We start from the raw sequence: 12,413 nt of genomic DNA on the forward strand, positions 1-12,413 counted from the left end.
CGTGGTTACATGTTGTCGTGCATGTCTGGTGCGCCGAGGTCGGACCGGTGACGGATTTCCGTGGCGAAAGGTAGCTGGCGGCGGCTGAGGCGTCTGGACGAGCGATTGACCGTCCAGCCCAGCTATGCGCTGGTCGGCGTGCTGCGCATTCCCCAGGGCCAAGCCGGGCCCATGCGCATCATCTCGCGTCGGATCGCCATCGCGGTGACCGCCCTGCTCGTTGCCTCCGTGGTTGTGTACCTCGACCGCGACGGCTACCGCGACGTGCAGGGTGACCGACTGAGCTTCCTTGACTGCCTTTACTACTCGGCGGTGACGCTGTCCACGACCGGTTACGGCGACATCACCCCCATTTCCGAGTTTGCCCGTACGGTCAACATCTTCGTCATCACGCCGCTGCGTATTGCATTCCTGATCTTGTTGGTCGGCACGACCTTGGAAGTTGTCACCGAAACGTCCCGACAGGCACTGAAGATTCAGCGATGGAGGAGCAAGGTGCGCAACCACACCGTCGTCATCGGCTACGGGACCAAGGGCAAGACGGCCATCGCGGCCATGCTCGGCGACGAGGCGGTCCCCGGAGACATCGTCGTCGTCGACACCGATCGGGCGGCGCTGGACCGTGCCGCGGCCGCCGGATTGGTCACCGTGCACGGTGATGCCACCAAATCCGACGTGCTCCGACTTGCCAGCGTTCAGCACGCATCCGCGATCATCGTGGCCACCAGCCGGGACGACACCGCGGTACTCGTTACCCTGACGGCCCGCGAGATCTCGCCGCAGTCAAAGATCGTGGCCGCAATCCGAGAGGCCGAGAATCAACACCTGCTACGGCAATCGGGGGCGGACTCCGTGGTGGTCTCCTCGGAAACGGCCGGCCGGTTGCTCGGCCTGGCCACCACCACGCCCAGCGTGGTGGAAATGATTGAGGACCTGCTGACGCCGGATGCTGGGCTTGTCATTGCAGAACGCGAGGTCGAGCCGACAGAGGTCGGTGGATCTCCGCGGCACCTGCGCGACATCGTGCTTGGTGTGGTGCGCAACGGCGACCTGTTGCGAATCGATTCACCCGAGGTAGACGCTGTCGAGGCAGGCGATCGCTTGCTGTACATCCGGACCGCGGGGCATTGATGCCAGGGGCTGACTTTCAACTCAGAGAAACCCCGCTGCTATCGCGGGTAGGTGCGGACCGGGCAGATCAACTGCGCACCGACATCGAGGCGGCGACCGCGGGATGGGCGGATGCGGCGCTGCTGCGAGTGGACTCGCGCAATCAGGTCATGATCGTCAACGGACAAGTGGCGCTGCAGCCGGCCGCCGCGTTGGGCGACAAGCCCCCGCCCGAGGCGGTGTTCCTGGGCCGCGTCGAGGGTGGCCGCCATGTGTGGGCCATCCGCAGCCCCCTTGAGCCGCCCGATGATCCCGATGCGCGACCGGAGGTGGTGGACCTTCGTCGGCTCGGCAAATTCATCGACGACACCACCAGCCAATTGGTGGCCAGCGCAACGGCATTGCTGAATTGGCATGACAACTGCCGATTCAGCGCCATCGACGGGATGCCGACGAAGCCCGCCCGAGCAGGTTGGTCACGGGTCAACCCCCTCACCGGGCATGAGGAGTTCCCACGCATCGACCCAGCGGTGATCTGCCTGGTACACGACGGGGGCGACCGGGCGGTGCTGGCGCGGCAAGGTGGGTGGCCGCCGCGGATGTTCTCGCTGCTGGCCGGATTCGTCGAGGCCGGCGAGTCGTTCGAGGTGTGCGTTGCCCGCGAGATCCGCGAGGAGATCGGCCTTACCGTCCGCGACGTGCGCTACCTGGGCAGCCAGCCCTGGCCGTTCCCGCGCTCGCTCATGGTCGGTTTCCACGCGATCGCCGACCCGGACGAGCCGTTCTCATTCAACGACGGCGAGATCGCCGAAGCGGCCTGGTTCACCCGAGACGAGGTGCTCGCCGCGCTGGATGCCGGTGACTGGACCAGCAAGACGGAGTCGAATCTGCTGCTGCCCGGATCGATTTCGATCGCCCGGGTGATCATCGAGTCCTGGGCGAGGCGCGACTGAGCGCGAGCGCGAGGCGCGCAGGTTATTTGACTCGATCGGTGACGACCTGAAGCACGACGCTCGCGACCCGCTCGGTGGGCTCGATACCCACCACGCCGACCGATATCAGCACCGCGTTCTTCGCGCGGTAGAAGTGACTCCAGCCCTGGTCGGTGATCCGCACGGTGGTGGCGTCGGACTTGTCCACTGTGAAGTCGTAGTTGGGGTCGTGCAGGGCGACGCACGCCTGCAACGACGACAGCAGCTGATCCAGCGCACTGCGCGCGGCCCGCTCATTTGGGTAGATCGCGACGGCTTGGCTGACGGAGTCGACCAGTGCCCGCCCGCCCGGATCGATGTCGTCGGTGACGCCGCTATAGCCAGCGCTACGGAACTCGTTCCAGCCGGGCGCAAAAGTCAGATCGCTGGTGCCGGCCGCCCGGCACGGGCCTGGCGCATTCAAATCTCCAGGCGGCGGGTTACGCATGGCTTCATGGCCGTGCGTGGTCAATTCGTCGTAGTCGGCGATACGCCGCACGTCTTCCACGCTGACGATAAGCGCGTCAATGCCCGTAGCCTGCGGCGTTGCATTCGGCTTTGCGGTGCTGTCGTGGGAGCACGCCGAGATCGCGAACACCGCGCAGCACGCCACCAATGCCGGTCTGGCCGCGCCTAGCACGCAGCTGCCAAACGGGCGGGCTGAGGCATAGCGCCATCCTACGGCCGGGCCACCCGAAAAAGCGCTGGTCGGTCAGCCGGCGACGTCCGCCAGCTTTGCCTTGACTTGGGCTGCGCTCGGGTTGGTCATGGTGGACCCGTCGGCGAACTTCACCGTCGGAACCGTCCGATTGCCGCCGTTAACCGAGCCGACGAACTCCGCTGCCTCAGGGTCTTGCTCGATGTCGACCTCGTCGTAGGAGATCCCGTTGGCCTTGAGCGCTGTCTTCAGCCGAAAGCAGTAGCCACACCAGGTGGTTGTGTAGATCGTGAGCGCAGCGTTGGTCATGACTCGTTAACGTAGCCTCTTAACTATTCATTCCGACAACGCATTCCGCTCGACGGCCGTGAATCGGGCGGCCGGGGCGGCCGTGAAACGGCGTGGCGACACACCGAGCTTGTCGGTCACCGCTGCCAGTATGAGAGACAAGATGGACGCCATGCCGTTGGTCGCCGACCCCTTGACCGCCGAGCTGGACGACGAGCAACGCGAAGCCGTGCTCGCCCCGCGCGGACCAGTCTGTGTGCTTGCGGGCGCTGGGACGGGCAAGACCCGCACCATCACGCACCGCATCGCACAACTCGTCACCTCTGGTCATGTCTCGGCCGGGCAGGTGCTCGCGGTGACGTTCACGCAGCGCGCGGCGGGGGAGATGCGTTCCCGGTTGCGCTCACTCGACATGATCGCGCAATCGGGTGTCGGCTCTGTGCAGGCGCTCACCTTCCACGCTGCAGCACACCGCCAGCTGCGGTATTTCTGGCCCCGGGTGGTCGGTGACTCGCGTTGGGAGCTGCTGGACAGCAAGTTCGCCGTGGTGGCCCGCGCTGCCAGCCGCTGCCGACTGAACACCAGCACCGACGGCGTGCGGGACCTGGCCGGCGAAATCGAGTGGGCCAAGGCTTCGTTGATCGGCCCCGAGGACTACGCGAGTGCAGTCGCCGCGATCAGCAGGGACACTCCGCTGGAGGCGGCCAAGATCGCCGACGTCTACGCCGCGTACGAGGCGCTCAAAGTCCGCGATGAGGCCGTCACTTTGCTCGACTTCGACGACCTGCTGTTGCACACGGCGGCCGCGATTGAAAACGACCCCGCGGTGGCCCAGGAGTTCCGGGACCGCTACCGCTGCTTTGTCGTCGACGAGTACCAGGACGTCACACCGTTGCAGCAACGCGTCCTGTCGGCGTGGCTGGGGGAGCGGGATGATCTCACCGTCGTCGGCGACGCCAACCAGACCATCTACTCCTTCACCGGGGCTTCGCCGCGTTTCCTACTCGACTTCTCCCGCCGGTTCCCCGACGCGACGGTGGTTCGACTGGAGCGTGACTACCGATCCACCCCTCAGGTCGTGTCCCTGGCCAACCAGGTGATCGCGGCGGCACGCGGCCGCGTGGCAGGCAGCAAGCTGCAGCTTTCCGGTCAGCGTCCACCCGGCCCCGCCCCGTCGTTCCACGAACATCCCGACGAGCCCACCGAAGCCGCCGCTGTGGCAGCTTCGATCGCCCGGCTCATCGAGGCTGGGACAGCGCCGGCCGAGATTGCCGTCCTCTACCGCGTCAACGCGCAGTCCGAGGTCTATGAGGAGGCGTTGACCGAGGCCGGGATCGCTTATCAGGTCCGCGGCGGCGAAGGCTTTTTCAACCGCCAGGAGATCAAGCAGGCCCTGCTGGCGCTGCAGCGCGCGGCGGAGCGAGGCGTCGACGCGGCCCCAGAAACGGATTTGCCGCAGATCGTACGCGGGATCCTGGAACCGCTGGGACTGACCGCCGAGGAGCCCGTCGGTACCCGAGCCAGAGACCGCTGGGAGGCGCTCACCGCCCTCGCTCAACTCGTCGACGACGAGGTGGCCCAGCGTCCGCAGCTCGAACTACCCGGATTGCTGGCCGAGTTACGCACGCGCGCCGACTCACGCCACCCACCGGTGGTGCAAGGCGTCACGCTGGCTTCGCTGCACGCGGCGAAGGGTTTGGAGTGGGACGCGGTGTTTCTCGTCGGGTTGGTCGACGGCACGCTACCGATCTCACACGCGTTGGCATACGGGCCCGACAGCGAGCGCGTCGAGGAAGAACGTCGCCTGCTGTACGTCGGAATCACAAGAGCGCGAGTGCATTTGGCGCTCAGTTGGGCGCTGGCGCGGGCGTCGGGCGGGCGGCAGAGCCGCAAACCGTCGCGTTTCCTCAACGGCATCGCCCCCCAGACACGCATCGAGGCTGCACCGGCCAAGTCCCGCCGCAGTAAGGGCACCCCGACCCGCTGCCGGATTTGCAACAAGGACCTGACCACGCCGGCGGCCATCATGCTGCGGCGCTGCGAGACATGTGCCGGCGACGTCGACGAAAACTTGCTGCTGCAGCTCAAGGAATGGCGGCTCAACACGGCCAAAGAGCAGAACGTGCCGGCTTACATCGTGTTCAGCGACAACACCCTGATCGCGATCGCGGAGATGCGACCCACCGACGAGGCGGCCCTGATCGCGATCCCCGGCATCGGCGCGCGCAAGCTCGAGCAGTATGGCACCGACGTGCTCGACCTCGTGCGGCAATCCCGCTGAGGCGCATTTGCGCAGGTCAGAAAATCGGTTGTGGTGAACACCCGCGACCGTTTACCCTCGAAAGCACACTCTGCTAGCGCGTAGCTGAAGGCTGGCATCAGACAAACGAGAGGAGGCGGCCACGGTGATCAACAGCGACATCTTCGGTGTAGGCGCGGCCGGTGCGCCCTCTCGCTGGGTAGGTGCGACGACCGCCAAGGCCGCCCATGCCGCCGCGCCGGCGGCTCGGTTGGCCAGCGCCAAGCACCGTGCCGCCGCGACTGACGCGTCCGTGAACAGGGGCCCGACTTAACTTTGTAAGCCCAGTTTCGCCAAATGGCCACGGACCGGAAGTCACCAGGATCCGTGGCCAATTTTTTGGGACCTGAGCCGTGCTCCTCCCAAATCTGGTCCGGATCACCGAATTGGACAGCCACCAGATTTAGGAAGAGGTGAACAGGACATGTCGGCCACGACGGTCCCTAGACAGACGCAGTCGGTCCCCAAGCTGGACCTGCCGTGTCATGTCGGTGACCCCGATCTGTGGTTTGCCGACACCCCGGCTGACCTGGAACGGGCCAAGTCGCTCTGCGTGAGCTGCCCAGTTCGCCGTCAGTGCCTGGCTGCGGCCCTGGAGCGGGCCGAGCCGTGGGGTGTGTGGGGCGGCGAGATCTTCGAGCGCGGCTCGGTGATCAGCCGCAAGCGTCCTCGCGGGCGACCCCGTAAGGCCGCATAGATCGGGTGAACCTAGCGGTGCCGGCCAGCGCGATCAGACGATCGCGCTGGTCGGCTCCGTGAAACCGGGGATAAGCTCCTCCATCAACGCCTTGATCGGCACATGCGCATCCAGCTGGCACAGGATCGCGGAGACCGAGGCGATGACGCGCATCGGAATGGCCAGCTTGGGCGGCAAGTCCATCTGCCGCGCGGTCTTGATCTGGGAGACCGACCGGTCGAACTGGAACTGGGTCGCCGTCATCCGCTGCAGCCACTTGCGGTTGTAGTGGAAGACATCCACCTCGACGGGTTCGACGTACTGGCGCAACATCTCGTCGATGTCGCGTACCGACACCTGCTGACCGCGTTGAATGAACCCGATCTTCTCCATCGTCGGCAACAGCAGGTCATAGTTCTTATCCCGAGCCAACCGGATGGTCATGCCGAGTTCGGGGGGATAGCCGCCGGGCAGCGGCGCCACCGCACCGAAGTCGATCACGCCCAGCTTGCCGTCGGGCAGCAACATGAAGTTCCCGGGGTGGGCGTCGCCGTGCAGCAGTCCCAATCGGCCCGGTGCGTCGAACACCAGCTCCAGCAGCAGGGTTCCGACGCGGTCACGCTGCTCGGGAGTTCCGTCCCGGATGATGTGCGACATCGGAATGCCGTCGATCCATTCCTGGATCACCACCTTGGGTGCGCTCGCCACGACGTGCGGTATCAGGAAACGCGGGTGATCCTGGTATGCCTTGGCAAAGGCGCGCTGGTTGTCGGCCTCCAACCGATAGTCGAGCTCCATCTCCGTGCGCTCGATCAGTTCGTCCACAATGCCCTGAATATCGGCGCCCGGTGCGAGCTGCTTGAACACACTGACCAACCGCTGCATGGTCTTCAGGTCGGCGCGCAGCGCCTCGTCGGCGCCGGGGTACTGGATCTTGACGGCCACTTCGCGGCCATCGGACCAGACCGCCTTGTGCACCTGACCAATGCTGGCGGAGGCCACCGGCTTGTCGTCGAATTCACTGAATCGCTGGCGCCACTTGGTGCCCAGCTGTGCGTCCAGCACCCGGTGCACCTTGGCCGCGGGCAAGGGTGGGGCGTCTTTCTGGAGCTTGGTCAACGCTTCGCGGTAGGGCTGGCCGAACTGCTCGGGAATGGCCGCTTCCATCACCGACAGGGCCTGGCCCACCTTCATGGCTCCGCCCTTGAGCTCACCCAAAACGGTGAACAACTGGTGGGCGGCCTTCTCCATCAGTTCGGCGTTGACCTCGTCTTTTGACTTGCCCGTGAGGCGTTTACCGAACCCGAGTGCCGCCCGGCCGGCCATCCCTACCGGCAGACTTGCGAGCTTGGCGTTACGCGCGGCGCGTCCGCGTTTGATCTCTGACACAGGACCATCATCCATGACGGCTAACCCGCCTGCGTGGCGAACCTGCAACTCTTCCTTTGACATGTCCCGAATCGGGGTCGGCCGGGCTAACGCGGGTCAGCACGAACACAGCGGATGCCGGGTCCAGTGGCGCGCCACGATCGAGCCGGCGTTGAGGTCGAACTCCAAGGTGGCGTTGAGCGCCGACGGCGGATCGGGGGTCGCCGCCTGCCCGCGGACGGCGGCGATCACCAGGTTTATCTGACTGAGTGCCAGTGCGGCGGTGGCGAGCAGCGTGGCGCGGTCGGCGACGCCGACGGTGTCACGTAGCTGCGCCGCGATGGCGGGCCAGGCGGCGTCCCGGTCGGCGCGATGCAGGTCAGCGCACGCCAAGCAGCTTGTTGCACCGGGGATGACCAGCGGCCCCACTAACCCGGTGCCGTCCCGCACCCGCACGGGAAGGTGCGCGATGCCTGCGTTGTGCAACTCGCGCACCATGCGCGGGTCCGCCACTAGGTAGTCGGACAGGACCACCAGGTCCACCCCGGCTGGTGTGACGGCCGCGTGCGATTGGCTGCTGTGCCCGATTCGAGCGCCCGAGCAGCGCAGCGATTCGACGAGCAGGTCCGACAGCGGCCCGCGCCCGTGTACGCGAATTGACGCCGTCCGCCCGCGGGCGGGCCGGTTACCCGGGGTAACGATACCCGCGCTCACCAGCTGGGCGACCAGCTCCGCCAGCCCGTCGGCGTCCCCCAGACCGCGGCCGGCCGCCTGACGCTGCAGTTCGTCGATCGGGATCGGCAATCGCATGGACTGCAGCAACGTGGCCAACTTGGCCGGGGACAGGCCACTTGGTGGACGGACCAGAACCGCACGCCGAGGGTCCCAGCCAACCTGCACGGCGCCGTCGGGTCGCAACAAGATCGGCATAGCCGGATCGAGTGTGTAAGACGGGTCCTGCGGCATGACGTGTGACTGTGCCACGCGCCGGGCGTGCGGACTGCTCGGTTATCCACAAGGCCAGGAATTCAGTACCGGCTACGGATAATTCAGTACTCGACCACTCAATTCGACCGAACGCACCCGCCTTACGTTGCCTGTACCTGGCGGATCGATGACCGCCAGCCGAGTGACAAGCAGGGCTCGTCGGAGGTGCACGACATGTCGTTTGTAATCGCAGTACCGGAGGCGATGGTGGCCGCGGCGGCGGAGTTGGCAACCATCGGCTCGGATATCGACGCTGCTGGCGCGGCAGCGGCTTCCCAAACTACGGCGGTTCTTGCGGCGGCCGAGGATGAGGTCTCGGCGGCGATCGCGGCGCTGTTCTCGGCCCACGGTCAGGGGTTTCAGGCGCTTAGCGCGCGGGCGGCGACGTTTCATGAACAGTGCATTCAGGCATTGATGTCAAGTGCGGAATCGTTCGCCAGCGCGGAAGCTGCCAATCTGACGGCGCTGGGGGACATGATTCTCACAAATATTTTCGGGTCGCCAGCCATGCCATCCCCACCCTCGGAAATTCCGCTGTTCACCGGTCAACAGTCGCTACTAACTCGACTCGAAATCGACTTTTTGTTACGGCCATTGAGAGATTTTCTGACTTTTTCCGGAATTTATGACCAGATGGGGGTGCTGGGCTCTCCGGTCCAAAATCTATTCGTCAGTGGCCTGCTATCACCGCTCTTCAGCGACACCCCGCCATTGCTCTTGACTTCGCTGTTGGGGCAAACGGTTCAATACACCACCTACGACGGTATGCCCGTGGTGGAGATCATCCCTGCGAATCCCACCGGCAACTATGTCGTCGCCCTGCACGGCGGCGCATTCATCTGGCCGCCTTTGCTTTTCCACTGGGTTTGGTACTCGGTGACGGCCTACCAGACGGGTGCGACGATTTCGGTGCCCATCTATCCGCTGATTCAACAAGGTGGTACGGCCGCCACGGTGGTACCCAAGGTGGCCGACTTCATCTCTTCGCAAATCGCTACACACGGTGCCTCCCGCGTCAGCGTGCTCGGTGACTCGTCGGGGGCCAACATAGGCCTGGCCGCCGTCCAATACCTGGTGGCTAACAACCAACCCGTACCGGCGTCGATGGTTTTGGTGTCCCCGCTGTTATCTATAACTGGAAGCAATCCCAATATGCAGTTCATCAACGATCCGCTTCTCCCGCCACGCGGGAACATGCTTTACCAATTTGCTCAGCAGTGGGCAGGCGGTCTTGCGTTGACCGATCCTTTGGTGAGTCCGCTGTACGGGTCACTCGACGGACTCCCGCCAACCCATATCTACGCAGGTTCGCTCGATATGGCTTCGGCCGAAGCGGTTGTCCTTTCGCAAAAAGCCGCAATTGAGTCAGCGCCGATCAGCTTCGTGATGGCGACCGGCGGATTCCATGACTGGATCCTCCTCAGCCCGGACGGACTTCGCTACTGGACGCAGATCGGGCGGCAACTACTCGGTGCCTGAAGCCGCGGAGCCGTCGCCCGTCGGTGTGTGCGGCCTAGCTGCGTCAGCAGCGTTAGTTGTCCGAGGAACCGGGGTCGTCCGGACGGTCACCGTCCTCCTCGACTTCCTGCTCCAGCTGCGCGATCACGTCGTCGATGCCGCTGGTGTCGCCACCGATGACCCGGTCGATGAAGCCCGCTGGGTCGTCCAGATCGTCGGCGCCGGGCAGCAGGTCGGGGTGTTGCCAGACACCGTCGCGGGCGTCCATCCCGGCAGCCAGGGTCAGCCGCTCCCACAACACGCCGGCCTCGCGGAGCTTGCGCGGCCGCAACTCGAGGCCGACCAGGGTGGCGAAGGTCTGTTCGGCGGGACCGCCGCTGGCCCGTCGGCGACGAAGCGTCTCGGTCAACGCGGCCGTGCCGGGGATGCGGTCGCCGAGCGCCTCGGTCACGACCGTCTGCACCCAACCCTCGATCAGCGCAAGCAGCGTCTCGAGACGCTCCAGGGCCTGCGTCTGCGCCGGCGTCGCCTTGGGTTCGAACACACCCTGGCTCAACAACTGCTCCATGGCGGTGGGGTCGGCCAGCGTCGCCGGGTTGAAGTCGCGGGCCAGCTCCTCGATGCCGCTCATGTCGATCTTCATGCCCATCGCGTAGGCCTCGACGGCGCCCAACAATTGGCTGGCCAGCCACGGCACGTGACTGAACAGCCGATGATGCGCAGCCTCGCGCGCAGCCAGGAACGTCAGGATTTCGCTGCGCGGCTGTTCGAGCCCTTTGGCGAACGACTCGACGGCTTCGGGCAGTATCGCGGCCACCCCTTTGGGCCCCAGCGGCAGGCCGATATCAGTCGAGGTCAGCACCTCGCGGGACAGCCGCGCCAGGGCCTGGCCCAACTGCGAACCGAACGCGATGCCGCCCATTTGCGACATCATCGTCAGCAGGGGGCCGGCCATGTCCTTGGCTTCTTCGGGTAGTGATGCCACCCATACCGACGAAATCTGCTGGGCCATCGGATCGCAGAGCCTCTTCCAGACCTGCAGGGTGTTGTCGACCCAGTCGGAAGGGGTCCAGCCCACCGCCCGCGTGGTGCCGGCCGGTATCGCGGTGGCCCCGTCGAGCCAGGTCTCGGCCAGGTGCACGGCGTCGGAAATCGCCGAGGTGGTCTTTTCGGGGATGGGCGCAACGAACCCGATCGAGTTCGAGGCGACTTGCCGCGCCAGGTCGTAGTTGACCGGCCCGGAGGCTTTGCCCGAGGCCATCGCGCTGCCGACGCCACCGAACATCTCGCCGAGCTTGGTGAAAATCTGCCCCAACTCGGCCATGCCGAAGTCGCCGCCGATCCCGAACGCGCCGAAGGGATTGGACCCCGCGCCGGACTCGGGATCGTTACTCCCTCGGTTGTCGCGGTCAGGGTCTTCTCCGGACGAGAAGCCGAAAGGCACGTCAGCCATACACCCAACCGTACCCACCGCCGGAACAGAAAGCGCACTCCACCGTCTCGCTCGCAGTGAACGTGGCCCGCCAGGCTCCAACTAGTGTATGCGGCGTGAACAGGCGGATTTTGACCTTGATGGTCGCGCTGGTGCCGATCGTGGCGTTCGGGGTGTTGCTCGCGGTGGCGACGGTGCCGTTTGTGTCACTGGGGCCCGGTCCCACGTTCGACACCCTGGGTGAGGTCGACGGGAAGCAGGTCGTGCAGATCGAGGGCACCCAGACCTACCCGACATCCGGTCACCTCAACATGACCACGGTGTCCCAGCGCGACGAGCTGACCCTGGGCGAAGCCCTGACCTTGTGGTTGTCCGGCCAGGAGCAGTTGGTGCCTCGTGACCTGGTGTACCCGCCCGGCAAATCGAGGGACGAGGTCGACAAGGCCAACAATGAAGACTTCAAGAACTCCGAAGACGCAGCTGAATACGCCGCGCTGGGTTACCTGAACTACCCGAAGGCAGTGACGATCGCTACCGTCAACGACCCCGGCCCATCGGCCGGCAAGCTCAAGGCCGGTGACGCCATCGACAACGTCAACGGCACCCCGGTGGCCAACGTCGAACAGTTCACGTCGTTGCTGAAGACGACCAAGCCCGGCGATGTGGTGATAATCGACTACCGCCGCAAGAACGAGCCTGCGGGCATCGCACAGGTCACGTTGGGCAAGAACAAGGACCGCGACTACGGCTTCATGGGCGTCGCCGTGCTCGATGCGCCATGGGCCCCGTTCGAAGTGAATTTCAACCTCGCGAACATCGGCGGACCCTCGGCCGGACTCATGTTCAGCCTGGCCCTGGTCGACAAGCTGACCACCGGCGAGCTGGTCGGCAATACCTTCGTCGCCGGCACCGGCACGATCGCGCTCGACGGCAAAGTGGGCCCCATCGGTGGGATCACCCACAAGATGGCGGCCGCGCGCGCTGCCGGTGCCACCGTCTTCCTGGTGCCCGCCAAGAATTGCGTCGAGGCGACCTCCGACATTCCGGACGGCTTGAAGCTGGTGAAGGTTGAGACGCTCGGTTCGGCGGTGGATGCGCTGCACGCGATGACATCGGGGGCGCCGACGCCAAGTTGCTAGCGGACAATCGGGTTCGGCGGTCACGAT

12 protein-coding genes are annotated in these 12,413 nt (G+C 65.3%); 7 read left to right on the top strand and 5 right to left on the bottom strand.

Annotated features, from left to right (window positions below; genetic code table 11):
- Positions 1-60: 60 nt before the first annotated feature.
- Together G6N68_RS05175 and nudC are read left to right on the top strand one after the other, a co-directional pair.
- On the top strand, positions 61-1,131 hold the full coding sequence (locus G6N68_RS05175) for a potassium channel family protein (protein WP_163708737.1): 1,071 nt from the start codon (positions 61-63) through the stop codon (positions 1,129-1,131).
- On the top strand, positions 1,131-2,063 hold the full coding sequence (gene nudC / locus G6N68_RS05180; protein ID WP_163708739.1) for an NAD(+) diphosphatase: 933 nt from the start codon (positions 1,131-1,133) through the stop codon (positions 2,061-2,063). The genes G6N68_RS05175 and nudC overlap by 1 nt, the downstream gene beginning before the upstream one ends.
- 22 nt (positions 2,064-2,085) lie before the next feature.
- Here nudC and G6N68_RS05185 read toward each other — a convergent pair whose 3' ends face one another.
- Positions 2,086-2,580 carry a sensor domain-containing protein gene (locus G6N68_RS05185; protein ID WP_240355377.1) on the bottom strand — a complete coding sequence of 165 codons (495 nt, stop codon included), beginning with the start codon at positions 2,578-2,580 and terminating at the stop codon, positions 2,086-2,088.
- Between the two features lie 28 nt (positions 2,581-2,608).
- Between G6N68_RS05185 and G6N68_RS30535 the strand changes: the two genes are divergently transcribed.
- Positions 2,609-2,752 carry a hypothetical protein gene (locus tag G6N68_RS30535; RefSeq protein WP_240355378.1) on the top strand — a complete coding sequence of 48 codons (144 nt, stop codon included), beginning with the start codon at positions 2,609-2,611 and terminating at the stop codon, positions 2,750-2,752.
- Between the two features lie 41 nt (positions 2,753-2,793).
- Here G6N68_RS30535 and mrx1 read toward each other — a convergent pair whose 3' ends face one another.
- On the bottom strand, positions 2,794-3,048 hold the full coding sequence (gene mrx1, locus G6N68_RS05190) for a mycoredoxin Mrx1 (RefSeq protein ID WP_163708746.1): 255 nt from the start codon (positions 3,046-3,048) through the stop codon (positions 2,794-2,796).
- A gap of 151 nt (positions 3,049-3,199) precedes the next feature.
- Between mrx1 and G6N68_RS05195 the strand changes: the two genes are divergently transcribed.
- Together G6N68_RS05195 and G6N68_RS05200 are read left to right on the top strand one after the other, a co-directional pair.
- Positions 3,200-5,308 carry an ATP-dependent DNA helicase UvrD2 gene (locus G6N68_RS05195; protein ID WP_163718196.1) on the top strand — a complete coding sequence of 703 codons (2,109 nt, stop codon included), beginning with the start codon at positions 3,200-3,202 and terminating at the stop codon, positions 5,306-5,308.
- A gap of 442 nt (positions 5,309-5,750) precedes the next feature.
- Complete coding sequence (locus G6N68_RS05200; protein ID WP_163708747.1) at positions 5,751-6,023, top strand: WhiB family transcriptional regulator; 273 nt, start codon at positions 5,751-5,753, stop codon at positions 6,021-6,023.
- A gap of 33 nt (positions 6,024-6,056) precedes the next feature.
- Here the strand turns inward: G6N68_RS05200 and G6N68_RS05205 are convergent, their stop codons facing one another.
- The gene (locus tag G6N68_RS05205; RefSeq protein WP_163708751.1) at positions 6,057-7,406 is read right to left on the bottom strand and encodes a macrolide-binding ATPase MABP-1; all 1,350 of its coding nucleotides are present in this window, start codon (positions 7,404-7,406) and stop codon (positions 6,057-6,059) included.
- 81 nt (positions 7,407-7,487) lie between these two features.
- Positions 7,488-8,336, bottom strand: a complete 849-nt coding sequence (locus tag G6N68_RS05210; protein ID WP_163708754.1) for a TOMM precursor leader peptide-binding protein — start codon at positions 8,334-8,336, stop codon at positions 7,488-7,490.
- 195 nt (positions 8,337-8,531) lie between these two features.
- Here G6N68_RS05210 and lipY point away from each other — a divergent pair, with 195 nt between their 5' ends.
- The gene (gene lipY / locus G6N68_RS05215) at positions 8,532-9,836 is read left to right on the top strand and encodes a triacylglycerol lipase LipY (protein WP_163708757.1); all 1,305 of its coding nucleotides are present in this window, start codon (positions 8,532-8,534) and stop codon (positions 9,834-9,836) included.
- A gap of 52 nt (positions 9,837-9,888) precedes the next feature.
- Here the strand turns inward: lipY and G6N68_RS05220 are convergent, their stop codons facing one another.
- The gene (locus G6N68_RS05220) at positions 9,889-11,268 is read right to left on the bottom strand and encodes a zinc-dependent metalloprotease (RefSeq protein ID WP_163708760.1); all 1,380 of its coding nucleotides are present in this window, start codon (positions 11,266-11,268) and stop codon (positions 9,889-9,891) included.
- A gap of 95 nt (positions 11,269-11,363) precedes the next feature.
- Between G6N68_RS05220 and G6N68_RS05225 the strand changes: the two genes are divergently transcribed.
- Positions 11,364-12,386 (top strand): YlbL family protein, encoded by a 1,023-nt coding sequence (locus G6N68_RS05225; protein ID WP_163708764.1) that lies wholly within the window; start codon positions 11,364-11,366, stop codon positions 12,384-12,386.
- Positions 12,387-12,413: the final 27 nt, after the last annotated feature.

This window comes from Mycobacterium bourgelatii (assembly GCF_010723575.1).
GTDB lineage: Bacteria > Actinomycetota > Actinomycetes > Mycobacteriales > Mycobacteriaceae > Mycobacterium > Mycobacterium bourgelatii.

What these genes read in the sequence shown, in the direction of transcription:
- nudC (WP_163708739.1), top strand. Translation starts at nt 1,131, where the DNA reads ATGCCAGGGGCTGACTTTCAACTCAGAGAAACCCCGCTGCTATCGCGG.
- G6N68_RS30535 (WP_240355378.1), top strand. Translation starts at nt 2,609, where the DNA reads ATGCCCGTAGCCTGCGGCGTTGCATTCGGCTTTGCGGTGCTGTCGTGG.
- mrx1 (WP_163708746.1), bottom strand. Translation starts at nt 3,048, where the DNA reads ATGACCAACGCTGCGCTCACGATCTACACAACCACCTGGTGTGGCTAC.
- G6N68_RS05195 (WP_163718196.1), top strand. Translation starts at nt 3,200, where the DNA reads ATGCCGTTGGTCGCCGACCCCTTGACCGCCGAGCTGGACGACGAGCAA.
- G6N68_RS05200 (WP_163708747.1), top strand. Translation starts at nt 5,751, where the DNA reads ATGTCGGCCACGACGGTCCCTAGACAGACGCAGTCGGTCCCCAAGCTG.
- G6N68_RS05205 (WP_163708751.1), bottom strand. Translation starts at nt 7,406, where the DNA reads ATGGATGATGGTCCTGTGTCAGAGATCAAACGCGGACGCGCCGCGCGT.
- G6N68_RS05210 (WP_163708754.1), bottom strand. Translation starts at nt 8,336, where the DNA reads ATGCCGCAGGACCCGTCTTACACACTCGATCCGGCTATGCCGATCTTG.
- lipY (WP_163708757.1), top strand. Translation starts at nt 8,532, where the DNA reads ATGTCGTTTGTAATCGCAGTACCGGAGGCGATGGTGGCCGCGGCGGCG.
- G6N68_RS05220 (WP_163708760.1), bottom strand. Translation starts at nt 11,268, where the DNA reads ATGGCTGACGTGCCTTTCGGCTTCTCGTCCGGAGAAGACCCTGACCGC.